We start from the raw sequence: 24,813 nt of genomic DNA, 5'->3' as shown, positions 1-24,813 counted from the left end.
TAGTTATCTGTAGTTGCAGCCGGTTGCCGGTTGGTAGTTGCGTATACGAAAAATCGAATCCGTTTAAATATGAACCGGCTGCGGGTCGTTCTTAAGCGTGTTTTCCAGCGGGAACGAGTCGTTGCCGCGGAAGGCGTAAGCCCTGTGCAGCAGGACGAATACGGCTGTATTCGGCTGCAGCGGCCCGAGCTCGACAGGGCGGTAAGCGAACAGCTTCGTATCGTCCACCTTCGCTTCGATCAGCCACTGGCTGCCGCGGAACAGACAGTTCTCGACCACGCCTAGTCTGGCCGCCGATTTCAAAGGCACTTCCTTGGCCGTGCCGATTTCGATCCACTCCGGCCGGACGAACGCTTCGGCGTCGGGCGGCGTTTCTTCAAAGCCCTTCCAACGCGACAACCCTTCGATCCGGATCGATTCTCCGATAAAGCTGGCGACAAAAGGCGTGTGCGGCTTCGTGTACATATCGACCGGGGAGCCTTGCTGCTCCAGTCTGCCCTTCTGCAGGATCAGCATTTCATCCGCCACTTCAACCGCTTCTTCCTGGTCGTGCGTGACGAAAATCGTCGTAATGCCGAGACGGTCGATCATCTCGCGCAGCCATCCGCGCAGCTCCCTGCGAACCTTGGCATCCATTGCGGCAAAAGGCTCGTCGAGCAGCAGCAGCTTCGGCTCCGGCGCGAGGGCGCGGGCGAAGGCGACACGCTGCTTTTGGCCCCCGGATAATTGATGGGGGAAGCGGGCCGCCAATTCGGACAGCCCGATGAGCGCAAGCAGCTCGTTTATGCGATTGTCGATGTATGACTTGCTATTGCGGCGAATCGCTTCCGGGAGCTGCTTCATTTTGGTCTGCAGGCCGAAGGCGATGTTCTCATAAACCGTCATGTGCTGAAAAAGCGCATATTGCTGAAAAACGAAGCCGATTTCCCGTTCCTGAGGCGAGAGGCGGTTGACCTTGCGGCCCCCGAAAAAAAGCTCTCCCGAATCGGGCTCTTCCAAGCCTGCCAGCATGCGTAAAATCGTCGTTTTCCCGCCGCCGCTCGGACCGAGCAGGCCGACGAGCTTACCTTCGCCGATCTCAAAGCTGACCCCGTCTACCGCCTGAAAGCTGCCGAACTTTTTCGACAGCTGCCGGACCGCGATTTGCATGGCCGGATTCCTCCTTGGATGGATTTGGTTGATAAAACCAATGGGGCGTTGCCCCTACGATACCGTTTGCTGAAACCGGGCTTCGTTCGCCGCGGCTTGCCGCCGCATATTCCATTCCATCAAGCTTTTGACGGCCAGCGTAAGCGCTGCGAGCAGTACTAACAGCGAGGCGATGGCGAAGGAAGCGGCGAATTGGTACTCGTTGTACAAAATTTGAATATGCAGCGGAATCGTGTTCGTCCATCCGCGAATATGTCCCGATACGACGGAAACGGCTCCGAATTCGCCCATGGCGCGGGCATTGCTGAGGATGACGCCGTAGAGCAGTCCCCATTTGATATTCGGCAGCGTAACCTTCCAGAAAATGCGCCAGCCTCTGGCGCCGAGCGTCACGGCCGCCTCTTCCTCTTCCGCTCCTTGCGCCTGCATGAGAGGGATCAGCTCGCGGGCGACGAAAGGGAAGGTGACGAACGTAGTAGCGAGCACGATGCCGGGAAGCGCGAAAATGATTTTAATGTCATGGTCGAAGAGCCAAGGCCCGAACAAACCGTGCGCTCCAAACAGGAGAACGAAGATAAGGCCGGAAATGACCGGTGAAACGGCGACCGGGAGGTCGATAAGCGTAATCAGAAGCTGTTTGCCGCGAAAACGGAACTTCGTAATCGCCCAAGCGGCCGATACGCCGAACAGCGCGTTGAGCGGTACGGACAAAACGGCCGTAAGGAGCGTCAAGCGAATGGCGGCGCGGGCATCGGGTTCGTTCAGAGCCGCAAAATACACTTGAATGCCTTTGCGGAACGCCTCGGTAAAGATGGAAACGAGCGGGAGTATCAGCATCAGGCCGAGAAACAAGAACGTGATGCCGATAAGCAGCCACCTGACCCATCGGGACTCCGTCCGGTGCACGGACGGTTTCGGGGCGAGCGAAATGGAAGCGGCCGGTACCGATCCTGCCATGTAATCAGTTCCTTTCTATGCGATGGGCCGAAACCGGTTGGCCCGCCGTTGGACGATATTGATTGCAAGAAGCAGCACGAACGAGATCAGGAGCATGACGGCGGCGATGGCCGTAGCGCCGCCGTAATTGTACTGTTCCAGCTTAGTCATAATGAGCAAAGGGGCGATTTCCGTCTTCATCGGCATGTTGCCGGAAATAAAGACGACCGAGCCGTATTCGCCGAGCGAACGGGCGAACGCCAATGTGAAGCCGGTCAGCAGCGCAGGTGTAAGCTCCGGTAAAATGACGCGACGGAACGTCCGCCAGCGGGAAGCGCCCAGAGAAGCGGCAGCGTCCTCGACTTCCGACGACAGCTGCTCGATGACCGGCTGCACCGTGCGGACGACGAACGGGATGCCGATGAAAGTCAGCGCCAGCACGATCCCGATCGGATGGTAGGCAACCTTGATGCCGAACGGTTCGAGCAGCTTCCCGATCCAGCCGTTCTGCGAATAGATCGTCGTAAGCGCAATGCCGGCTACCGCCGTAGGCAAAGCGAACGGCAGGTCGACGATAGCGTCGACGAACCGTTTGCCGGGAAAAGAATATCGGACGAGCACCCAAGCGACAATGAGTCCGAAAATAACGTTTGCGACAGCTGCGCCTGCGGAGGCGGCGAAGCTTAGCTTATAAGCGGCGAGTACCCTGGCATCCGTAACGGTTTCCCAAAACGAGCTCCAACCGAGTCCGGACGCTTTAAGAAACAATAGCGATAGCGGAAGCAGCACGAGCAGACACATATACGTTACGGTGAAGCCCATCGTTAATCCGAAGCCCGGGAGGATACTTCGTTCCTTCCATCGAAACGACATTCGTAATCAAGCTCCTCGGCCGTTAAGGCTTATAAATTTGGTCGAACGTGCCGCCGTCGGCAAAGTGCTTCTTGTGAACCGCTTGCCAGCCGCCGAACGGCTCGTCATTAATAGTGAACAGGTTCAGCTTAGGGAAGCTGCCGGCGTATTTTTCGTTGATCGGGCGGTAGTAGTTTTTGGCGGCGATTTGCTGTCCTTCGTCCGAATACAAGTATTCGAGGTAGGCATTCGCGACTTCGCGCGTCCCTTTCTTGTCGACGATCTTGTCGACTACCGACACGGGAGGCTCAGCCAGAACGCTGACGGATGGAACGATGATTTCATATTTGTCTTTGCCAAGCTCGTTGATGGACAGATAAGCTTCGTTCTCCCATGCGATCAGCACGTCGCCGATACCGCGCTGCACGAAAGTGTTCGTAGCGTCGCGGGCGCCGGAATCGAGTACGGGCACGTTTTTGAACAGCTTGGTGACGAAATCTTTCGCTTTTGCTTCATCCTTGCCATATTTCTGGTAAGCATAGCCCCATGCGGCAACGTAGTTCCACCGGGCGCCGCCGGATGTTTTCGGGTTCGGGGTGATGACCGACACGCCGGATTTGACCAGATCGTCCCAATCTTTGATGCCCTTCGGATTTCCTTTTTTGACGAGGAAAACGATGGTGGACGTGTACGGGGAGCTGTTGTTTTTCAAACGTTTTTGCCAGTCGGCATTGATCAAGCCCTTGGTTTGGATTTCGTCGATGTCGTATGCGAGCGCCAGGGTCACGACGTCGGCTTCGAGACCGTCGATGACCGCCCGGCCTTGCTTGCCGGAGCCGCCGTGCGATTGCTTGAACGTAACGGTTTGGCCGGTTTTGTCCTTCCAATATTTTGCGAAGGCCGTGTTATAGGATTGGTAGAGTTCGCGAGTAGGGTCATAAGAAACGTTGAGCAGCTCGACCGGCGGCTTCGGTGCCGTCGAAGCGGCTGGGGAGGCGGAACCGGACGGCTTCGCGGATGGATCGGCGGAGCCTGCGGCTTGCTTCGTGCCGCCGGAGTTGCCGGAGCCGCAAGCGGTGAGAACAAGAAGGAAAGCAAGGAAAGCGAACAGGAAACTGCTGCGCAAGGATAATGCTGGCTTTGCGGTTTTGTTTGATCTGACCGACATTGGAAATACCCCTTTCGAATCTGTATAAGATTTGAAGGCTCGAAATGAGCCGAATGCTTTCCGGAAGATCGAACGCGCGCCGGATGAAAACGGCGAATGAGGATCAACCTTGCTGCTGCAAATCGGTCCTTACAAGGGGACTTGCAAGCGGAAAGCGACGGGTCTCCGGTGGTCCGGTCGACAAAATGCATAATTCCTATAAACTAACTATGAATTAAAATGATCATATCATCGCAGGGAAATCGTGTCAACGAATTTTATCGCAGGCTTGACCCTAAATCATGGGAATTTTGGACGGTGCCAGCCAGCGGCGTTACAAGCCCAAAATTCCTTCAAAACCAAAGATACGGCAAAACGAAGCCGGGTTTGTTACAATAAGCTTATCGAAAGGGACGGTGATGGAGGCGTGGAGCGATTCGTCGACGGCGCAGAGGTTTTACCGCTTGGCGATCGGGCGGCGGTCGTAAGGTTCGGCCGAAAATTGGACGAGGATACCCATCGGAAGGTTCGCGCATTCGATGCTCTCGTCAAAAAACAGCCGTTTCCGGGACTGATCGAAACGGTCCCGTCGTTTGCGGCGGTCGCGGTCTTTTATGATGCGCGTCAAACGGCCGGGGCATGGAGAAGGCCGAACGGGATGCGCCGCATAGGGGAGGAGGGTCGGATTGGCGAAAATGAGATGGCGAGCCCGCCCGAAAACATCGGCACAGAATCCCGCGATTCGGATCGGGCGGACGGAAGCCGCTGTTCGGATGCCCGGGGGGCGCACCAGTCCCCGTTCGCGGTCGTCCGCAGCTTTCTTGAAGCGCTGCTCGAATGCGGTGAGGAAGCGGAGGCGGTATTGCCCCGCACCGTCGAAATTCCCGTCCGATACGGCGCCGGCTGCGGGCCGGATCTGGAGGCGGTGGCGCGGTATAACGGGCTTACCGAAGAGACTGTGATCGAGCTGCATACGCAAGCCGAGTATACGGTTTATATGCTTGGGTTTGCTCCGGGCTTTCCTTATTTGGGCGGATTGCCGGAGCGGCTCGCGACGCCGAGGCTGGAGACGCCGCGCTTGGCGGTCCCCGCCGGGTCGGTCGGCATCGGGGGAGGCCAAACCGGCGTTTACACGCTCGAAAGTCCCGGCGGCTGGCAGTTGATCGGGCGTACGCCAGTTTCTTTATTCCGGCCGGATCGGAATCCGCCCGCTTTGCTGGACGCGGGCGATAAGGTGAGGTTTCGGCCGGTCGGGGATGCGGAGTACGAGCGGCTCGCTCAATTGGAGGAAAGGCTAGGGCAGGAGAGGACGCTAAAAGCCAAGGAGGGCGGAACGGCGCTCGGGCAATCGGCGAGTGCCGACCCGGCGGACATGCCGACAGCGCCTAAGGATGACCGGCCGGTATCGTCCGTTGCTCGTAAGGAAGGGATATGCACGACAAATGACGGGGAACGATTGGAGCGGCATGACAGCGGGCAGACGGTCCAGCCGCCGGCTTTCGGGTCCAAGTCGGGGGCGATCGACCCGGAGGAGCCGGTATCACGCTTGGCGGGGGGTGCACAGCGGGCGATCCGCGTGCTGAAGGCGGGGCTGTTCACGACGGTGCAGGACTTGGGCCGCACGGGCTCGCAGCGCTATGGCGTCCCCTGCGGCGGCGCCGTGGACACGTTTGCGCTTCGTACCGCGAACGTGCTCGTCGGCAACGACGCGGGAGCGGCTGCGCTTGAAATTACGCTTAACGGACCGGAGCTTGCGTTCGAGGCCGATACGCTGATCGCCGTGTGCGGCGGCGATATGTCGCCTACGCTAGGCGGCCGCCCGGTGCCTGCGTGGCGGCCCGTGCTCGTGCGCCGCGGCGCCGTGCTGCGCTTCGGCGCGTGCGGCGCCGGCTGCCGCGGCTACTTGGCCGCGGCCGGCGGCATTGCCGTGCCGGCTGCGCTCGGCAGCCGCAGCACGTACGTGCGCGCCGCGCTTGGCGGCCTCGCAGGCCGCGCGCTGCGAAGGGGAGACGAGCTCCCGCTCGGCACCCCTTCGGCAGCAGCGCGTCGGCTGCTCGGCCGCTTGCGCGTAGCGCACGCGCCCGCGGCGGGGCCGCGCGAAGCTGACGAAGCCGGCGAACCGCTGTTCACAGCGGTGCCGTGGTACGTCAGCGCGGACGCGCTGCCCGCCTACCGCCGCGAGCCGGCGCTCCGGTTCGTCCGCGGCTGCGAATACGGGCGGTTCGACGCCGCCAGCCAGGCGGCTTTCGAATCCGCCGCATTCGCGGTCACGCCGCAGTCCGACCGGATGGGCTGCCGGCTCGACGGCCCGCGGCTTGCGCTCGGCGAGCCGTTCGAGCTGCTGTCGGAGGCCGTGACCTTCGGCACGGTACAGGTGCCTCCGAGCGGCCGGCCGATCGTGCTTATGGCCGATCGGCAGACGACCGGAGGTTATCCGCGCATCGCGCAGATTGCGGCGGTCGATCTGCCTGTGCTGGCTCAGGTACGGCCCGGCGAAGCGATTTCTTTTCAAGAAATTTCGCTTGAGGAAGCGGAGGAACTCCTGCTGCGCCAGGAGTCGCAATTGGAGCTGCTCCAAAGCTCGATTAGCTTGAAGCTGGCGGAATACCGATAACGGCCTGCTATGGTTCTAAGCCGGTAAGCCGCAGTTTTGCCGATACCGGTTGTCCGTTGGTGATCATTATTGACAATAAGAACATGTGTTCGCTATAATTTCTATAATTATACAAATGGTAGCCTCGCCAGAGCCGGGCATAGGAGTGGAGGAGGGAAATATGAATACGTCGATCAAACGGGATTTGCTCGAAAGCTACGACCGCAACGCTTCGCTTCGGGACCGGAGCGTCCTGGAGAAATGGAAGATAGACGAAATGAACATGTTTCTGTCGTATGTGGGGGAAGAGAAGCGGCCAAGCTTGTTGGATTTCGGCGCCGGAGCGGGGCATTCTGGCAAGTTTTTTCAAGAGCGGGGTCTGGATGTAACATGCGCCGATCTCTCGCCGGAAATGGTGAAGGCCTGCGCGAATAAAGGGCTTAAAGCCCGCGTATCGGACTTCTACTCGCCCGGCTTTGAAAAAGGAGCGTTCGATGCCGTCTGGGCGATGAACAGCTTGCTGCACGTCCCGAAAGCCGATCTGTTGACCGTGCTTCGCGGCATAAGCCGGATCTTGAAGGAGGACGGCCTTTTCTATATGGGCGTGTACGGCGGATCGAACAGCGAGGGCGTATGGGAAGCCGACACTTACGAGCCGAAGCGATTCTTCGCTTTCTACGAAACGGAAGCCTTGAAGGCGAAGGTCGGCGAAGTGTTCGATGTGGTGCGGGCAGACATTGTACCGATCGAAGGGACAGGCCCGGACTTTCAGTCGTTTGTGCTGAGGAAACGCGGGAGTCTATCGTAAACGACTTTGAACGGGGTGCATTCCTTAAGCTGTGACAGAAGGAGAACGGACGATGACACAAGCTGCGGTAACGATCGATATGAACGGCGACATGGGCGAAAGCTATGGCGCTTACGAAATGGGGAACGATGCCGCGCTGCTGGCTGTCGTTTCGTCGGCGAATATCGCGTGCGGCTTTCACGCGGGCGATCCGTCGACCATGCGGCGGACCGTGGCGGAAGCGCTGGGACGCGGCGTGGCTGTCGGCGCGCACCCGGGACTGCCCGATCTCGTCGGCTTCGGACGGCGGGAGATGGCGGTTTCGCCGGAGGATGCGTATGCGCTGACCGTGTACCAGATCGGCGCGCTGAACGCCTTCGTCAGTGCAGAGGGTGTGCGCCTTGCGCATGTCAAGCCGCACGGCGCTTTATATAATATGGCGGCGAAGGATGCGGCGCTGGCCGAAGCCATAGCCGAGGCGGTGTATAGAGTCGATCCGTCGCTCATTTTATTCGGGCTTGCCGGCAGCGAGCTGATTCGCGCCGGAACGAAGCTGGGGCTTCGTACGGCAAGCGAAGTGTTCGCCGACCGGACCTACCAGGCCGACGGGTCGCTAACGCCGCGCAGCAAGCCGAATGCGTTTCTGCATGACGCCGGCGAAGCTGCGGAACGGGTCGTGCGCATGGTTCGCGAAGGCGTCGTCCGCTCGCAGCAAGGCGTCGACGTTCCGCTTGCGGCGGATACGGTTTGCATCCATGGCGACGGTGCGCAGGCGCTCGCGTTTGCGCGGCTTGTCCGGGAACGGCTGGAGGCCGCAAGCGTGACGGTGCAGGCGATCGGACGGGGCTGATGGCGGAGGTTTGCCGCAGGAAGGCCATCATCGCAGGTCGGAGGGACGAATGGTGACGGTTACTTTACATCGGGCCGAAGAGTCCGATTGGCCGGCATCGGGATTAGATTGCTGGCAGAGACTCGCTTCCCGGCCGGTGCCGGAATGGTGATCGATGTGCTGGCGGCGAATCCGCAAGGGTACCGGTTCTGGGAACGCGCCGGGTTTCAGCCTTATTGCACCACGATGAAATGGAAACCAAACCAATAGAGACAGCGAGGCGGACGATAGAGATGGCAAAAGTATTGGTTACCGGCTTCGAGCCGTTCGGCGGAGAAGCGACGAACGCCGCATGGGAAGCGGTCAAGCAGCTTGCGGGGAGTCAGCCTGAAGGTATGGAGGTAGCCGTCGCGCAGCTGCCGACCGTATTCGGTCGGTCCGTCGAGGCGCTAAAGCAGGCTGTTCGCGATGCGCAGCCGGATGTGGTGATTAGTGTAGGACAAGCGGCCGGCCGCAAAGAAATAACGCCGGAGCGGGTGGCGATCAACGTAGACGATGCGCGCATCCCGGATAATGCCGGACATGCGCCCATCGACAAGCCGATTGTCCCGGAGGGGCCGGCCGCTTATTGGTCGACGCTGCCGATTAAGGCAATCGTCCGGGATATCCGCGAAGCCGGTATCGCGGCGGCCGTGTCGAATACGGCGGGAACGTACGTTTGCAACCATCTGTTCTACGGGTTGGCGCATCTGCTTGCAACGGAATATCCGCAAATACGCGGCGGCTTTATTCATGTTCCGTTAATCCCCGAACAGGCCGAGGGCCGGCCGGATATGCCAAGCATGCCGCTGGGCAGTATTGTACAAGGGCTGGCAATCGCCATTTCGACCTCCGTTCGCGTCGAACGGGATATCGAGGAAGAGGGCGGGCGTATAAGCTGACACAGGGTAGTGCTTGCTGCCCCGTGAGTAGCTCCCGGGCGAAGCGGAGCGGGGCGAAATGTGTTTGGTTGGGTTCAAGCATAACGCCGACCAGGCCGCCGTTCTGCCTTGCGTGCGCTGCAAGAAGCCCGTATGGAAAGCTCGGGTTGCTTCGGCCATGTTCTATTTTTTGGCATAATTCCATTCTCAAAAGTTGAAGGAGACGGGCCATGATCATCTCGCTAATAGCGGCGGTCGCGCAGAACCATGTCATCGGCATGGATGCGGCGATCCCATGGAAGATACCGGGCGAACAGAAGCGGTTCAAGGGTTTGACGATGGGCAAGCCGGTTATTATGGGCAGAAAGACGTTCGAGTCGATAGGCAAACCGCTGCCCGGAAGGAAGACCGTCATCGTATCGGGAAGAGGGCGGATCGAGGCCGAAGGCTGTACGACAGTAGCATCGCTGGAAGATGCATATGAGTTGTTGAAAGAAGAGGAGGAGGTGTTTATCGCGGGCGGCGGGGAGATTTACCGGTTAGCCCTGCCTCATGCCGATAAAATATACCTCACGCTTATCGACCGGGAAATCGAGGGGAATATTACGTTTCCCGAATTCGACAAGGACCGGTTTGCGGTTACGTATGAAGAGCGCGTAGCGGCCTCGATTCCGTATACGTATTTTACCTACGAGAGGAAGAACGGAGCATAACCACGTAGTTGATTAGAGGCTATCCCCAAAGAATGGGGGGTCCGCACCGTAATGACCTTATTCCACTTTCGGCGGGAATAGCAGCTTTGATGAAAATCCAACTCTGGAATCGTCGTGCGGCGAAAATATACTTTTTGAATCGTTAAAAAAATCCCTTCTCGTCGGCAAACTCCATCTTGTGGGACAGATTTGGCAGACAAGAAGGGAAACGCGATATCGGATGGAGAGCGTCGTCAAGTTACGAGGCGGTTTCAGCCGATTAAGATCCTGCAACGTTCTTTTTCGGCAATCCGGCTCTCTTGAGACTTTTGCGTCACCTGAATCGCATTGTATGCCGGGGGACGGGAGCAAACGGAAACGTCAGCCGCCCCTCCAACGTAATGCCGCAGCTTAACCGTTTCAGGTTAAACCAGCTTCGTCATACAGCCTCCTTTGACTTCTATGACGGTCCCGCCGGCTTCGAGCCAGATCGAAGCATAGGAAGGATTAGTAACGAAATCCATCGCAGCCGAAAATTGAAGGCGCTTAAAGCCTTTCAAATATTCCACGATTTCCATGTTCGTCGCGTACCAAATATCGTCACGCCCGCCGGCCGCCTCGCAAAAGCTCTCGATGAGCTCCCAGTTATTGTCCTGGTCGAACTCGTAGCTGTGTCCCCATACATACATCATATAGAGATGCTGCCTTGCCTTCAGCTGTTTGAACGTCTCCGTCAGCTCCAGCAGATTCCTATTATGATGGCATGTCGGGTTCCACTCCATGAAATCGTCCGGCATGCGGAAGTCGCCGTGGCTATTGACCGTTCTGGCGTATTCGATGCCGAGATACGGAAGGATCTCCTTGATCTCCCGGTTGAAGGAGCCGTTCGGGTAAGAAAAACCTCTGACGGGATAATTCGCGACGCGCTCCAGCGCCTTGCGGTCTTCCGAAATCTCCGCGACGAGTTGTTCCCTTGCGCATCTTGCTATAGTCGGATGAGCAACCGTGTGTGCGGCAATTTCATGCCCACGGTAAAGCTCCGCCGCTTCCTCCAGCGATAAGCGATCGTTCCCCCCGGCCAAGCCCGAGTTGAGATGGAAAGTCCCTTTAATCCCATGCTCGTTAAAAATCCGGACAAGCCTTCTATCGGCTGCCCTTCCGTCATCATAGCTTGCGGTCAGCACTTTATGCTTCCCTTCGGGAAATGTCAGCAACACGTTCGTCATATGATCCTCCTCGATTTGAGAGCGCGAGCGACAGCAAAATAAGCGTCAGCCCTTGCCCGTATAGCGTCGGGTAGCACGGAATTTCATCGTAGGCCGCAACGCTCGGCATAACCGGCGTCCCTCCGGATACGCCTTGAACCGTCCCGTCCGAACCGATTTGCGCCATTACGCCCTTCAGCGCCCGATCTATCCCTTCCTTATAGGTATCGTCCAGCCAGCCGAGCTTGATCCCGGCCAGCCATCCTGCGGCAATCCCCGCGCTTCCGGACGTTTCCGGATAAAATCCCGGCAGGTCCATCACCGTAGCCCACATGCCGTCGGCGCCCTGATAACGCAGCAGTCCCTTCGCGAGCTTCCGGTATCGATCGGCGATTTCGTCTGAAGCCGGAAGCAGAGAAGCGATTTCCCCGGCAATCCAAGGGCAGGCCAGCACGACCCATGCATTGGCTCGCGTCCAGCGGGCCGCGGACATATGATTCCGCTCCGCGCAATTCCAGCCGTGGAACAACACCCCGGTTTGCGGATCCTGAAGCAAGCGCAGATGGACAAGCAGTTGGAACTCCGCCTCCTTAGCATATTTGCACTCGCCGGTCAGCTTCGCAAGTCGGGCCAAAAAAAGCACCGCCATAAACAAAGTGTCCGCCCATACTTGCTCGGGAAAGCTCGCATTTTCCGTAACCGTATGCTCGAAGGCGCCTTCCCGCGTGCGCGGCGCTTCCGTCAGCATCCAATCGCCGATCTGCAGCGCCTTCTCCAAATACCAGCCATCCCCCGTAAGCCGGTAAAGCTCCGGAAAAATCGCGTATGGCGCCATAGAATTGATGACTTTCGCCTGCTCGCTCAAATGCTTATTGCGTTCCACCCATTCCCGCAAATAGCCGATCGCTTCTTGCTTTCCCGCCAGCTCGGCGTAAGCGAGAATCGAGACGACTCCTACGCCCGGCACCCAGTCCCAGCTGTCCATGTTCATGCCCCAGTCGGTTGCGGCTCCATCGATCATTCGACGATAAACGCGTTCAGCAGATGTCGCAAGTTCGTTATTTCCGTTCATATACCCAATCCCCTCCAAGCTTCTTTTCTATCATACTCCTTATAATGTAACGGATAAGAACCCTGGCGACTTGGCCGTTTGTTCGGCGTTTATGGGGATTTTTCCAGAATATGATGCCGGCTAACGAACCCATTGTGATAAAATATCGTTACTGACCGTCATTCGGTATGGAAGGAGGCAGAATGAAATGGGTTCACGCGGCATTTCCTCCGGCTATCAATTGGACGCCGTAACGAATCGTTTTTTAGACGATTTTCCCGTCCATTGCCATTTTCGAAAAGGCATGATCGGCCAAAGCGAAATGCATGCTCACCGGGGCTACGAGCTATACTTTTGTCTGGAGGGTAATGGCAAACTCTTGGTCGGGGATCGCGTATACTCCCTGCTCCCAGGCGCCTTCGCTATCATGAAGCCGCACGTCCTTCACTTGCCCCGCGTCATCGGGACGAAGCCATTGCACCGTGTCGTGCTGTCGATTGACGAGCGGTACGCGCTGGCCGCTTTCGACAACGCGCCCGGAATCGGCAATTGTGTGCGTGCCCTGCTTACGGAGCCGCAGTCTCCTTCCTCCTACTGGCTGTTACCGGCGGCAAAGGCGGAGGCGATCCGAGATGTTTTGCTTCGACTAACCCGGGAAATCTCCGAAAAACCGCTCTATTACGAAGCGGCTATTCACCATCTGCTTGCCGAATTGTTCGTTGCGCTCGTGCGGGAGCAGCTTAGTCCCCCAGCCGCAGACGAAGCGGACAATGTAACGTTTCATCTGGCGCAGCGCATTTTGCAGTATTTGGCCGCGCATTATGCCGAATCGATCGAGGTCAGCCGCCTGCACGAACGGTTCAACGTCTCCCGGTCACATATGTACGATCATTTTAAACAAGCTACCGGTCATTCCTTGAACCGTTATTTGACGATCTACCGGATCAATCAGGCCAAACGGCTGCTCCTGGACACACTGCTTTCCGTAACCGAGATCGCTTCCACAGTCGGATTCGTCGATCTCTCGCATTTCTTCCATACGTTCAAATCGGAAACCGGCCGTACACCGAACACATACCGCAAAGGGACTGGAAAAATAATGCCGCCTAAATCCTAGTGTTGGACTTAAGGCTTCAGTGTCAAGCAAAAGCTGCTCCTCGAAATTATTACCGCCGATCAGCGAATTGTCCTGACCGACCATAACTCCGTCGACATACAGCCGAAGGCTTGCATCGATCAGTTCCAGTGTCCAGTTAACTTTGCTATAAATCCTACCTCGTGAGGAAGGAAATCTATAATCGTCTGTTTAAGTTGAGCTTGCTGCTCCGTTGTCATCCGCTCACGTCGCCCCAGGGTGGGGTGAATTCCTATCCTTATACTCTCAAGTTGCGAAGGCTGTTTAGTGTTAGGGGGGTGCGAAGGCGGCTTGTGAAGGTTCTTTAGTGAGGTCTGTTTGTAAGGACTCGCAAAAAAAGAGGCTATTCCTCCGCCACTTTCATGGCTTTGGAGACAGCCCCTTTTCTATTCCGCCGCTTCCCGCAGCGCATCCATGCCGATGCGATCGATAAATTTGGCGAACTTCTCTTTTTTCTTCCCGTGGGCTTGGAAATGGCGGATCAGTCCAAGCACGGCCGCGATGAGACCGGCTTCCGGGACGCCGGTCGCCAACGGACGGCCGAGGGTAGGTTTTAAGCTTTTGGCTTCGCCGCCGATGTAAATATCGAAGGTATCGCGCATTTTGACGATCCCGATATCTTTCAGCAGCGGTTCGCCGGTGGCCAAGGCACAGCCGGAGTAGCCGATTTTCAGCGGGCTTGGCGTTTCGTGGCCGGCAATGGCTTCGTCCAGCTGTCTTGCAATGGGTAGGCCGGCGTCTTCTTCGCCCTTGCAGAAGTTGCACGTAATCAAGCTTTTCGTATAAAAGCCCGCCGGATGAACTTGAAGCCCGGCAGTTTCCAATGCCGATTTGGCGGCTTCCGCGCTTTCTTCCTCCATCTCTACGTAGAGCTGCTTGAAGGTGGTCATCTCCACCTTGCCTTCCTTGCCGATCACAGAGCCGATAAGGGCTAGCTGCTCCGGCCGGAACAGGGTTCCGCCGACCTCGAAGCCGGGAGTTACCGCAAATTTGATTTTCCCCATGACAAAAGGTTTCTCCTCTCTCACTCCAGCACCGCTAAAGCCTGCAGGAGTTGCTGCTTACGGCACCTTCACGACGTACGGAACGGTAAACACCTTTCCGTTATGCTGAAACTGCGCCCAGATTTTGTAGACGCCGCTCTTCGGGAACGTCGTCATGAATTTGGCGTCGGGACCTGTCGCTTTTTCCTCCATAGGATGAACGTGCAGGTACTGCTCCGCGTCCTCCGTCAAGATTACGACGTGACCGACGGCTCCGAGGTACTGCTCGAGATTGTTGATCGGCGCTTTCGTCTTGTCATCCTTGACCGTAAACGTAAGCGTGGCTTCTTTGGAGGCTTGCAGCTTGCCGGTGGCGAGCGTCACTTCTTTGCCGTCGACGGACTTCGTCAGCTGGCTGTCCGGCTGCACAGGGATTTGCTTCGCCGCATCGCCGTCGACTTTGATCCATTCGCTTTTGGTCATCGCGCTGCCGCCGGTTGGAATGAAGTCCGCAAACAGCTTATATTCGCCGCCTGCCGGGAATTGCGTCGTCACATCGAATTGGCCGTTTCCTTTATACTCCGGATGGAGGTGGGAGAAGTAGGACAAATCTTTGCTTACCGCAATCAAATGAAGCTTCTTTTCGTGATTGATATCGAAATTTTGGAGCGGCTTCCCTGCCGTATCCTGAATTTCCACGGATAACCGGACATCCTGCTTCGCCTTCGGCGTTTTTTCGCTGCCAGTTTTCCACAAGGCCTTGACGTCTGAGGAAGATAGCGCTGCGGAGCTGGAGCCGGCGTCGGAGGAGCCCGATCCGTGGTCGCCGTGTCCTGCCGGAGCGGCGCTTTGTACGCCGCCGTGCACGCTGTGATCTTCTTTTTTGCCGCATGCCGACAGCAGCGCTGCCGCTGCAAGCAAGACGATTGCCGTACGATTCATGAAATCTACCACCTTCGTTTTCTCGAGTATGTTACGGTTTGGCCCGCTGCAGGCGGAGGGCGTTAAGCACGACGGATACCGAGCTGAGCGCCATTGCGGCTCCGGCAACCCAAGGAGCCAGGAGGCCGATGGCGGCGATCGGAATGCCAAGCGTGTTGTAGCCGAGCGCCCAAAACAAGTTTTGCCTAATATTGGCCATTGTCATACGGCTCATGGCAATAGCGTCGGCAATGCTGTTCAAATCGCCACGCATCAGCGTCACGTCGGCAGCCTCCATGGCTACGTCCGTACCGGTCCCGATCGCCATGCCCACATCCGCAACCGCAAGGGCAGGGGCATCGTTAATGCCGTCGCCGACCATCGCTACCTTGCCGCCTTGCTTCTGCAGTTTGCGCACTTCCTCCGCTTTGCCTTCCGGCAATACCTCTGCTAATACATGCTCGATACCGACTTGGCGGGCTATCGCTTTTGCCGTCCGTTCGTTGTCGCCGGTAATCATGATGACGCGGATGCCGAGCCCTTTGAGCCGGGCCACCGCTTCGCCGGACGTTTCCTTAACCGTGTCCGCCGCTGCGACGAGGCCGGCGTACTCGCGGTCTACGGCGATCAGCATGGCGGTTTTGCCGGCCTGCTCCAGCTGTTCCATCTGTTCGAAGGCATGATCGGCAACGACGTTGTACGACGCCAGCAGCTTCCTTGTGCCGGCCAGCACCTCTCTCCCTTCGACGAAGGCGCGGATGCCGAACCCCGGGATGGCCTCGAACGATTCGGCTGCGGGAATAGAGATCCCTTTCTGTACGATGCCGGAGACGATGGCTTCGGCAAGCGGATGCTCGGAGCTTTTCTCTGCAGCGCCTACAAGCCGGAGAAAGGAGGATTCGTCCATGCCGGCCGTTATGACGTCCGTAAGCTCGGGTTTGCCTTTCGTTACGGTACCGGTTTTATCCAGAACGATCGTATCGACGCGGTGAGCGGATTCCAGGTGCTCTCCGCCTTTGAACAAGACGCCCAGCTCGGCTGCGCGGCCGGAGCCCGCCATGATAGACGTCGGGGTTGCCAAACCTAGCGCACAAGGGCAGGCGATGACAAGCACGGCGATGGCTTTCTCCAGGGCGCCGGCGAAGGAGCCCGGATCGACTGCAAAGTACCAGACGAGGAAGGTGATAACGGCGATGCCGACTACGATCGGTACGAAAATGCCGGAAATGACGTCGGCTACCCGCTGGATCGGCGCTTTGGAGCCTTGCGCTTCCTCCACGACTTTAATGATTTGCGCGAGTGCGGTTTCTTTGCCTACTTTAGTGGCTCTTATCCGGAGCGCGCCGTTCTTGTTGATCGTTGCGCCGATAACGGCATCGCCGGCGCTTTTGGCCACAGGAATGCTTTCGCCCGTCAGCATAGACTCGTCGACCGAGGATACGCCCTCGATGACTTCGCCGTCGACCGGTACTTTGTCGCCCGGCTTCACCAGAACGACATCCCCAGTCATGACTTGCTCGACCGGAACGGTCATCTCCTCGCCGTTTCTAACGACCAGCGCGGTTTTCGCCTGCAGGCCCATCAGCGTTTTGATCGCTTCCGACGTTCTTCCTTTCGCCAGCGATTCAAATAACTTTCCGGTCAGTACAAGGGTAATCAGCACTGCGCTCGTTTCGAAATACATAGCCGGCGCGTGGTGGCCGGGATGCGCATTGAAGGCCCAATCAATCGTAAGATACAAGCTATAGAAATAAGCCGCCGATGTTCCGAGCGAAACCAGGACATCCATGTTGGCGCTGCGGTTGCGCAGCGCTTTGTAGGCGCCGACGTAAAAATGCCAGCCGATTACGAATTGAACGGGCGTTGCCAGAGCAAGCTGAAACCAAGGATTCATAAACAGTTCGGGGATCCATATCCACGATGTGAAGGAGAAGTGGCTCACCATCGACCAGAGCAAGGGGAGAGAAAGCAGAGCTGACGCCAGCAGCGTCTTCTTTTGACGGGACAGTTCCATTTGCCGCTTAACCGCAGGATCCGCTTGCTCTTGCTTGAGCTCCGCTTTATAACCGAGCTGCTCCACTTTCTTCTGCATATCGGCGATCGATACGGCATCCGGGTTATAGGCGACGCGGGCGGTTTCAAGCGCGAAATTCACGTTCGCTTCCGCTACGCCTTCGATTTTGTTCAAACCTTTTTCTATGCGATTGGCGCAGGCTGCACAGGTCATTCCTGTAATTTGCAGGGAGGCCAGTTCCGTTTCTTTGGGAGCTGCCGTTTCCATAAGGTTCACCTCATTGGGGGATGGGATAGGCGACGAGCGGGCGGGACCCGCTCGTTGCATTACACAACTTCGTAGCCTTGATCTTCGATAGCCGCTTTGACGGCTTCAAGTGTGAGAGAAGCTTCGTCATAATCGACGGTGACCGATCCGGCTGCAAGGTCCACTTTGCCGGCCGCTCCGATTTCCTTCATCGCTTTCTCAATAGCATTCACGCAGTGTCCGCAGGACATGCCTTCAACCTGTAGCGTTACGTTCGTCATTGTTCATTTCTCCTTTGCGGGGATGCTCGGTTTGGTTTGCCCCGTTGAATGTAGTATACCCCCCTACCGTATATTAAGTCAAGCGGTTTTTAGTATACCCCCGTACCCTATTTTAAAAACAAATAAAAACGCCGGACGATAGTTCCGGCGTTCCTTTGACTCTACCTTATTTCATGAGCTTATTCATTGTAGTAATGAGCTCCGTGATGACGGCATGATCGCCTTCCTGAATGCGCTCCACCACGCAGCTTTTCATATGGTTCTCCAGCAGCAGCTTCCCGACGCCGTTCAAAGCGGCTTGAATGGATGCGATCTGGTTCAAAACGTCATCGCAATACGTGTCTTTCTCAATTAGCCCTTTCACTCCGCGAATTTGGCCTTCGATCCGGTTTAGGCGGCTGATCAAATTCGTTTTCGTTTTATCGGAATGATGGCTTTTGCGCTCCGACGTATCGCAATGCGGCGTCAGGTTGTCGTTATGTGCATCTTGCATCCGGCCAAACCCCCTTTACCCGTCCATTATACTATGGAGCCAATAAGGAGCAAAAGAGGGCCGGCGTGCATTCTGCCGGGCATGAGCGGAAGCCTTTAATGGCCGATGGCCTTATCGATCGGCGTGGCGGCTCCGCCCCAAGCCTTTTGCGCGGTCCACGGCATCGGTTCGCCCTGCCAGAAAGGTGTGTCCGGGCTTAAGCCGAGAGGCAAAAAGACGGTTGCGCACAAGTACAGGCTGCCCGTCGAAATATACGTCTCGCCAAGCTCCGGCTGATGGCCGCATAAGCCGATGCGGAGCCAGCCGTTCTCGTCGAACGTGCCCGGCGCCTCGATCGTCCGCCGGATTACGGCGGTCAAAGCGCAGCGCACCTGAGCGGGATGAAGCTCGGCGTCGAGCTCCTGGCGAAGCGCCGATTGCGCCAGCGATTGGAAGGCGCCGAACCGGTACGCGAGCGAGCGGCCCCACACGGGGAACGTGCCTTCCGGAGAAATCGAGCGCTCCTGCACGGTCGCATACCGGCGGGCGCGGGCGGCGACGCGCTCTTGCAGGCCGGCCCAGTCGTGGTATTCGCCGGCTACTTGAGCGACGATGTCTAAGAGCATCGGCTGGATGACGAAGCTGTTGTAGTAATCGGCATGGTAATTAGGGCCGTCTCCGTACATGCCGTCGCCAAGGTACCATTGCTCGTGCTGCTTCAGGGCAAAATCGACACGCATCGGATCCCAGTCCTCGCCCATTTTGCGCAGTGCGGTCTCGATCATCGCGGCGAATAGCAGCCAATTGTTAAAATGGGGCTTGCGCGTCCGCGTTTGCTTGAGGGCGTCGGCCAAATTCCTTTGTACGCGCGGCTCCAGCTTGTCCCATAGTTCTACGGGCGCGCGCAAAATCGCGTGAGACAGAAAAGCCGCGTCCACGATCGGCTGATAACCGGCAGAGAAGTTAAGAAAATCCGGCGATGACGGATCCGTTCCGGCATCGATCGCCGACCGCGCCAGCTCGGCGAAGCGGACGCGCAGCTCTTCCTCCTCCGCATCGGCAGGGCTCGACTGCAGCCATGGAGCGACTCCCGCAAGGAGGCGGCCCAAAGCTTCGAGATGCGTGTACATCGGCCTGTCTTCCACTTTGCCTTCCACCGGCATAGTCGCTTTAAGCTTCCTTGCCGCGAGCGCGGCAAGCACCGGTTCGGCGATTTTCGTCATAACGCTAACCCAGTAGCGGCGGTCGTTTAGTTCGGCTCGTTCCATTTTCCATTCTCCTCTTCGTCCTGACTTAAATCTCTTATCCGAGTTAGAGTTATCGGTAACGCCGTAAGGAAACCGAAGCCCGGCATATCAGCCGCCGCATCCGGTTTGGGGCGCCGCTGTGTGAGCGGTCGCCGCCAAGCTTTTTCTATTATAAGAAGAACGTCATCTGCGCCAAGTCGCCCAGCAAAGCCCTGCCGTGTCCGTGCGGAACGTTTCGATGTTGCCGTTGTCGGCCAGCGTAACGTACACCGTACGGCCGTCCGGTCCGCCGAACGTCAGGTTCGAGCAGCTTTTGCCGTGCAGTTCGATTTCGCGCAGCACGTTCCCGTTCGGAGCGACGATTGCCACCGTGCCTTTGCCGTAGCGCGTGACATACAGATTGCCGGTCACGTCGCAGCGCATGCCGTCCATGCCGAAATCGGGAAACTCGATGAGCAGCCTCTTGTTGCTGACCGTTCTCTCCGGAGACAGATCGTAGGCCCAAATGCGCCGCTGTACCGTTTCGTTCACGTAAAGCGTCTGCCCGTCGGGACTTACTTCTATGCCGTTGGTCGTTCCCATGCCTGCTTCGAGCAGAGTCACTTCTCCGTTCGGCGCAATGCGCCATAGTTGGCCTGTCGACTCCGCCCAGTTCGGATCGCTTGCAAAGACGTAGTCGTCGGCGGAAATGGCAATATCGTTCGGCTGATTCATCGTCGGCTCGTGAGCATGAACGGAAATCGCTTTTGTTTGCATATCGACCCGCAGCACGTTGTGGTTCACATAGTCGGCAATCAGCATGTCGCCCGCGCTGTCAAAGCGGATGCCGTTGCCTACGCTGCCGTCCGGCAATTCGATGAATATGCTGCATTTCCCTTTGGGCGTTACTTTGCCGATCGTGTGCTGGCGTTCGTAATTGACCGCATATACATTGCCTTCGCTGTCGACGGCGGGACCTTCGATCCCTTGCGTAAAGCCGTTGGGTTCGGTAAAGACGCTGCTTGTAAAAAGCGTTTCGCTCATGGTTCGGGCGGCTCCTCTCACTGGTACGTTACGGCCGGCTTCGCTTGTCAAAGTCCGGATCCGAAAACGAAAATGTCGGTTGCTTGCATCGGAACGATTATACCACGGAAACAGGGGGCCGGGACGCGCAATTTCCGGCAGCCGGCGCGTGGAGAGCCTCGTCAATAGTGATCGGAGTCACGTCCTTGTGACGAAAGTCATAGTGACCTTACATGACAGGTAATGACAGGCATATGACGGCGTTCACTACCAAAGATAACCGGTTTCCGCCATAGTAGAGGAACATCTTGGTAATAGGACTAAAGGAGGATTTATATATGCGAATATTCCGTAAATGGTTCCATTCCGTTCGTACCCGGCTCGTGATTTGGTTTCTCATAGCCGGACTGGTGCCGATGGTTGCCGGTACGACGATTATGTACACCGTGACGGCGGAGGACCAGCTGAAGAGCGAAGCGTCCGTATATCAAAATATGAACGAAAATACGGCCGGCGACATGGTCGAATGGATCGACCAGCGAATGAACGAGCTGATGCTCGCGTCCAAGGACGAATCGCTGCGAACGAACGATCAGGCAGCTCAGGTTAAATTGCTGACCACGATCAAGGGCTTGACGCCCGTCAGCAGCGCCATGGTCTTCATCGACCCGGCCGGGACGATTAAGGCGCATACGAGCGCGGACCGCATCGGAACGTCGCTGGCCGACCGGGAATACTTTCAGCGTGCGATGAAAGGCGAGGCCAACGTCTCCGACATTCTCGTATCGAAGAATACGGGCAAGCCTTCGATCGCGCTGGCGATGCCGGTCATGGACGCCGCAGGCAAGCAGCCGATCGGGGTTCTCTCGAATACGATCGAGTTCGACGCGTTCGTTCAGCACTTTTTCAAAAATCTCGTTATCGCCAAAGGCTCCGGATCGCCGATCATGATCGATCATAAAGGTGTCATTCAATATGCCAAGCAAGCGGAATGGATCGGCAAAACGCCAGCCGAGGCCAATATGCCTGCCGGTCTGCGAACGCTGCTGCAGAAGGAAAAGCTCGGGGAAAGCTTAGAAGACTATGCGTCGTCGGAAGGCTCGCAGTATCTTTTGACATTTTCGCCGGTTGCGGATACCGGATACCGGCTGTATTTCGATATTCCAATAGACGTCGTGCTCGTGTCCCAGCATAAGGCGGAGAAGCTGCTCTTCACGACCATCATCGTTTCGGCCGTGGCAACGCTGCTCATCGCATTCCTGATCGCAAGCGGCATCGCCAGGCCGATCGGCAAAATCGCCAGGCAGGTCAAACGTATCGCCGCGGGAGATTTGACGGTGGACGAGCTGCGGATCAATAAGAAGGACGAAGTGGGCGGCCTTGCTGCCGACATCGACTCGATGACGGCCGCGCTAAAGCGCGTAATCGTCCATGTAAGCGAAAGCTCGAAGCAGGTGACGGAAACGGCGGAGCGTCTAAGCGCGGGGGCGGAGCAAACGAGCGTGGCTTCCGACCAGATCGTGCAGGTCATCGAGGAAGTGGCGGCCGGCGCGGAAACCGGACTGCAAGGGGCCGAGCAGAGCGCGGCGGCGATGGAGCAAATGGCGATCGGCGTTCAGCGGATCGCGGAGTCTTCGGCGACGGCCGTAGAAATGGCGGGCAGCGCCGGAGTAAGCGCGAAAGCCGGCGGCGAAGCGCTGCAAGCGGCAGCCGTGCAGGTGGAAAGCATTCGCAAATCGGTAGACGGCAGCGCGCTGCTGATCGAGCAGCTCGGCACGCGCTCCGCCGAGATCGAGCATATTGTCGAGGTACTGACGCATGTCGCTTCGCAGACGAATATTTTGGCGCTCAATGCCAGCATAGAAGCGGCGAGGGCCGGCGAGCACGGCAAGGGCTTTGCCGTCGTCGCCGGAGAGGTGAAGAAGCTGGCCGAGCAGTCGAGGGAGTCGGCCGAGCAAATCGCGGAGATGATCGGCGGCATTCGCGAATCGATCGGACATGTCGTCGTTTCGATGAAGGACGGCGTGCTCGAAGTTTCGAAAGGAACGCAAGCGATGAACGAGGCTGGCGGCGTATTTCGCGGGATCGTCGATGCCGTGGGGCAGGTTGCCGATCAAATTCAGGAAATATCGGCTTCGGCGGAGCAAATCTCTGCCGGCACTCAGCAGGTGAGCGCTTCGATGGGTGAGATGGTCGGCATCTCCAAAGCGTCCGCCGAAGGATCCCAGAGCATCGTCGCGGCGTCCGAGGAGCAGACCGCTTCGATCGAGCAAATTCGCGCGGCGGCGGACGAGCTGCACCGGATGGCGCAAGGCTTGCAGGATCAGCTGACGTCTTTTAAGCTCTCCTAAAGAGGATGTTGCGGAGAATACCCATTTTGTATTGTAATCTTTTTCCCAGTGCGCTAATATGGTCTCGGGAGCAGAACGAACGGACAAAATGCATGGCAAGCGCGGTTCCAATTCCGTTTCCAATCATTCCACTAGGGGAAGGATGTACGCACATGAAACTCGGTCTAAGCTCATACAGCTTATCTAGAGCAATTAACGCAGGAGAGATGACGATTCTCGATGCGATTCAATGGATTGCAGACAACGGAGGAGAGCATGTAGAGATCGTTCCGATCGGCTTCGATCTGACGGACAATCTGCAGCTCGCCGAACAAATCCGCAAAAAAGCGGGCGATGTCGGCATCGACGTTTCCAACTATGCGATCGGCGCCAATTTCCTTACCGAAGATGCGGAAGCCTACAAAGCGGAAATCGAACGCGTCAAAAAGCAGGTCGACGTTGCGAATGCGCTCGGCGTCAAGCTGATGCGGCATGACGTCGCTAACCGCAAAGATTTGTCCATCAGACAGTTTCTTAGCGAGCTCGAGCTGCTGGCCGCCGCTTGTCGTGAAGTAGCCGACTATGCGTCGCAATACGGCATTACGACGAGCGTAGAAAACCATGGCTATTTCATTCAGTATTCGGACCGCGTACAAGCACTTGTCGAGGCGGTAGGTCGCCCGAACTTCAAGACGACTCTGGATATCGGCAACTTCCTGTGCGCCGACGAAAACCCGACCTGCGCCGTGAAGAAAAACTTGCCGTACGCTTCGATCGTACATATTAAGGATTTCTATGTGCGTCCGTCGTACCGCAATCCGGGAGCCGGTTGGTTCCAGTCGACGGGCGGGCAATACCTGCGCGGCGCGATTACGGGACAAGGCGACATCGATATGTGGGAAGTGCTGCGCATCGTGAAGCACTCCGGCTATGACGGCTATTTGTCGCTGGAATTCGAAGGCATGGAAGAATGCAAACAGGGCTCCAGGATCGGCTTGGACAACATCCGCCGCATTTGGGACGAAGTATAATAAAAAACTCCCCGCAATGTGACGAGAAGCTTCGCTGCTTTTTACGGCGCCTTGGCGGGGATCCCCGGTAAAGCGATAATATCTTATTCATGGCAGGAGGATAATAGAAATGGCATTGTCGAATAAAATCGGTATCATGGTAGACAGCCTGCGCATGCCGCTGCGGGAAGGCTTGAAGCGTTCCAAGGAGCTTGGCGCTGACGGCGTGCAGATTTATGCGGTATCCGGCGAAATGGATCCGGCAAACCTGTCGGCATCGGCCCGTAAAGAGCTTCGCAGCTATATCGAATCGCTGGGCCTCGAAATTTCCGCGCTTTGCGGCGATCTCGGCGGCCACGGCTTCCAGGATAAAACGGTCAACGCGGAGAAAATCGAGAAATCGAAGCGCATTCTCGACCTGGCGGTCGAGCTTGGCACGAACGTCGTGACTACGCATATCGGCGTCGTTCCGAGCGACAAGAACGGCGAAGTATACGAGTCGATGCAGAAGGCTTGCGTAGAGCTGGCTGATTATGCGACAAGCCTGGACGCTTATTTTGCAATCGAAACCGGACCCGAAACGTCGGCCCACCTCAAAAGCTTCCTCGACACGCTCGGCTCGAAGGGCGTATCGGTTAACTTCGACCCAGCCAACATGGTCATGGTAACGGGCGATGATCCGGTGCAAGGCGTGTATACGCTGAAGGATTACATCGTGCATACGCACGTGAAGGACGGCGTTCGCTTTGCGGAAGTCGATCCGCGTGAAGTGTACGGTGCGCTCGGCTACGAGAAAATGAGCCATGAGAAGCTGGCCCAGATGGTGACGGACGGCAACATTTTCAAGGAAACGCCGCTCGGCGAAGGCAAAGTGAACTTTGAGGGCTATTTCAAAGCGCTTCAGGATATCGGCTTCAAAGGGTACCTGACGATCGAACGCGAAGTCGGCCTGAATCCGGAAGAAGACATTTTGAAGGCGGTACGTTTTATCCAGCAGTTTAAATAGGCTAG

General features: G+C 57.2%; 22 protein-coding genes. 9 read left to right on the top strand and 13 right to left on the bottom strand.

The window, feature by feature from the left end; all coding sequences use genetic code 11:
* Positions 1–63: 63 nt before the first annotated feature.
* Genes ACKGJP_RS34655 through ACKGJP_RS34640 form a run of 4 tightly spaced genes read right to left on the bottom strand, consistent with a single transcriptional unit; the run spans position 64 to position 4,105 of the window.
* The gene (locus ACKGJP_RS34655) at positions 64–1,149 is read right to left on the bottom strand and encodes a sulfate/molybdate ABC transporter ATP-binding protein (RefSeq protein WP_409343279.1); all 1,086 of its coding nucleotides are present in this window, start codon (positions 1,147–1,149) and stop codon (positions 64–66) included.
* Positions 1,150–1,203: 54 nt separating this feature from the next.
* Positions 1,204–2,106: a sulfate ABC transporter permease subunit CysW gene (gene cysW, locus ACKGJP_RS34650; protein WP_409343278.1), complete on the bottom strand. Its 903-nt coding sequence runs from the start codon at positions 2,104–2,106 to the stop codon at positions 1,204–1,206.
* A 15-nt stretch (positions 2,107–2,121) separates the two neighbouring features.
* On the bottom strand, positions 2,122–2,958 hold the full coding sequence (gene cysT, locus ACKGJP_RS34645) for a sulfate ABC transporter permease subunit CysT (RefSeq protein WP_409343277.1): 837 nt from the start codon (positions 2,956–2,958) through the stop codon (positions 2,122–2,124).
* Positions 2,959–2,980: 22 nt separating this feature from the next.
* Positions 2,981–4,105, bottom strand: coding sequence for a sulfate ABC transporter substrate-binding protein (locus ACKGJP_RS34640; RefSeq protein ID WP_409343276.1), 1,125 nt, complete (start codon positions 4,103–4,105; stop codon positions 2,981–2,983).
* Positions 4,106–4,511: 406 nt separating this feature from the next.
* On the opposite strand from ACKGJP_RS34640, the gene pxpB reads away from it, so the two are divergent.
* The 5 genes from pxpB (at position 4,512) to ACKGJP_RS34615 (ending at position 9,926) form a co-directional block, all read left to right on the top strand.
* Positions 4,512–6,698 carry a 5-oxoprolinase subunit PxpB gene (gene pxpB / locus ACKGJP_RS34635; protein WP_409343275.1) on the top strand — a complete coding sequence of 729 codons (2,187 nt, stop codon included), beginning with the start codon at positions 4,512–4,514 and terminating at the stop codon, positions 6,696–6,698.
* 160 nt (positions 6,699–6,858) lie between these two features.
* Complete coding sequence (locus tag ACKGJP_RS34630; protein ID WP_409343274.1) at positions 6,859–7,485, top strand: class I SAM-dependent methyltransferase; 627 nt, start codon at positions 6,859–6,861, stop codon at positions 7,483–7,485.
* Positions 7,486–7,537: 52 nt separating this feature from the next.
* A complete protein-coding gene (locus tag ACKGJP_RS34625) occupies positions 7,538–8,314 on the top strand; it encodes a LamB/YcsF family protein (RefSeq protein WP_409343273.1) in 777 nt (258 codons plus the stop codon).
* A 272-nt stretch (positions 8,315–8,586) separates the two neighbouring features.
* Complete coding sequence (gene pcp / locus ACKGJP_RS34620) at positions 8,587–9,234, top strand: pyroglutamyl-peptidase I (RefSeq protein ID WP_409343272.1); 648 nt, start codon at positions 8,587–8,589, stop codon at positions 9,232–9,234.
* 209 nt (positions 9,235–9,443) lie between these two features.
* Complete coding sequence (locus tag ACKGJP_RS34615) at positions 9,444–9,926, top strand: dihydrofolate reductase (RefSeq protein WP_409343271.1); 483 nt, start codon at positions 9,444–9,446, stop codon at positions 9,924–9,926.
* A 404-nt stretch (positions 9,927–10,330) separates the two neighbouring features.
* Here ACKGJP_RS34615 and ACKGJP_RS34610 read toward each other — a convergent pair whose 3' ends face one another.
* Both ACKGJP_RS34610 and ACKGJP_RS34605 read right to left on the bottom strand, forming a co-directional pair.
* Positions 10,331–11,131, bottom strand: coding sequence for a polysaccharide deacetylase family protein (locus ACKGJP_RS34610; protein WP_409343270.1), 801 nt, complete (start codon positions 11,129–11,131; stop codon positions 10,331–10,333).
* Complete coding sequence (locus ACKGJP_RS34605) at positions 11,091–12,182, bottom strand: glycoside hydrolase family 105 protein (RefSeq protein WP_409343269.1); 1,092 nt, start codon at positions 12,180–12,182, stop codon at positions 11,091–11,093. The genes ACKGJP_RS34610 and ACKGJP_RS34605 overlap by 41 nt, the downstream gene beginning before the upstream one ends.
* Before the next feature lie 187 nt (positions 12,183–12,369).
* Between ACKGJP_RS34605 and ACKGJP_RS34600 the strand changes: the two genes are divergently transcribed.
* Entirely contained in the window at positions 12,370–13,278 is a 909-nt protein-coding gene (locus tag ACKGJP_RS34600; RefSeq protein ID WP_409343268.1) for a helix-turn-helix domain-containing protein, read from the top strand.
* A gap of 404 nt (positions 13,279–13,682) precedes the next feature.
* On the opposite strand, the gene ACKGJP_RS34595 is transcribed toward ACKGJP_RS34600, so the two are convergent.
* The 7 genes from ACKGJP_RS34595 to ACKGJP_RS34565 form a co-directional block, all read right to left on the bottom strand.
* Entirely contained in the window at positions 13,683–14,300 is a 618-nt protein-coding gene (locus tag ACKGJP_RS34595; RefSeq protein WP_409343267.1) for a nitrite reductase, read from the bottom strand.
* Positions 14,301–14,357: 57 nt separating this feature from the next.
* Positions 14,358–15,221, bottom strand: a complete 864-nt coding sequence (locus ACKGJP_RS34590) for a hypothetical protein (RefSeq protein ID WP_409343266.1) — start codon at positions 15,219–15,221, stop codon at positions 14,358–14,360.
* Positions 15,222–15,252: 31 nt separating this feature from the next.
* Positions 15,253–17,481 carry a heavy metal translocating P-type ATPase gene (locus ACKGJP_RS34585; protein WP_409343265.1) on the bottom strand — a complete coding sequence of 743 codons (2,229 nt, stop codon included), beginning with the start codon at positions 17,479–17,481 and terminating at the stop codon, positions 15,253–15,255.
* A 59-nt stretch (positions 17,482–17,540) separates the two neighbouring features.
* Entirely contained in the window at positions 17,541–17,741 is a 201-nt protein-coding gene (locus ACKGJP_RS34580) for a copper ion binding protein (RefSeq protein ID WP_409343264.1), read from the bottom strand.
* A gap of 166 nt (positions 17,742–17,907) precedes the next feature.
* Positions 17,908–18,234, bottom strand: coding sequence for a metal-sensitive transcriptional regulator (locus ACKGJP_RS34575; RefSeq protein ID WP_409343263.1), 327 nt, complete (start codon positions 18,232–18,234; stop codon positions 17,908–17,910).
* Between the two features lie 95 nt (positions 18,235–18,329).
* A complete protein-coding gene (locus ACKGJP_RS34570) occupies positions 18,330–19,481 on the bottom strand; it encodes a DUF2264 domain-containing protein (protein ID WP_409343262.1) in 1,152 nt (383 codons plus the stop codon).
* A gap of 162 nt (positions 19,482–19,643) precedes the next feature.
* The gene (locus ACKGJP_RS34565) at positions 19,644–20,483 is read right to left on the bottom strand and encodes an SMP-30/gluconolactonase/LRE family protein (protein ID WP_409343261.1); all 840 of its coding nucleotides are present in this window, start codon (positions 20,481–20,483) and stop codon (positions 19,644–19,646) included.
* Between the two features lie 317 nt (positions 20,484–20,800).
* On the opposite strand from ACKGJP_RS34565, the gene ACKGJP_RS34560 reads away from it, so the two are divergent.
* The 3 genes from ACKGJP_RS34560 to ACKGJP_RS34550 all read left to right on the top strand — a co-directional run bounded on the left by ACKGJP_RS34560 (position 20,801) and on the right by ACKGJP_RS34550 (position 24,808).
* Positions 20,801–22,813: a methyl-accepting chemotaxis protein gene (locus ACKGJP_RS34560; protein ID WP_409343260.1), complete on the top strand. Its 2,013-nt coding sequence runs from the start codon at positions 20,801–20,803 to the stop codon at positions 22,811–22,813.
* Positions 22,814–22,965: 152 nt separating this feature from the next.
* Entirely contained in the window at positions 22,966–23,823 is an 858-nt protein-coding gene (locus tag ACKGJP_RS34555) for a sugar phosphate isomerase/epimerase family protein (RefSeq protein WP_409343259.1), read from the top strand.
* Between the two features lie 109 nt (positions 23,824–23,932).
* Positions 23,933–24,808, top strand: coding sequence for a sugar phosphate isomerase/epimerase family protein (locus ACKGJP_RS34550; protein ID WP_409343258.1), 876 nt, complete (start codon positions 23,933–23,935; stop codon positions 24,806–24,808).
* The last annotated feature ends 5 nt before the right edge of the window (positions 24,809–24,813 follow it).

Source organism: Paenibacillus litoralis (assembly GCF_046244365.1).
Lineage (GTDB): Bacteria > Bacillota > Bacilli > Paenibacillales > NBRC-103111 > Paenibacillus_V.
The sequence above is the reverse complement of the archived record's forward strand: the minus strand, read 5'-3'. Positions and strand labels throughout refer to the sequence as shown.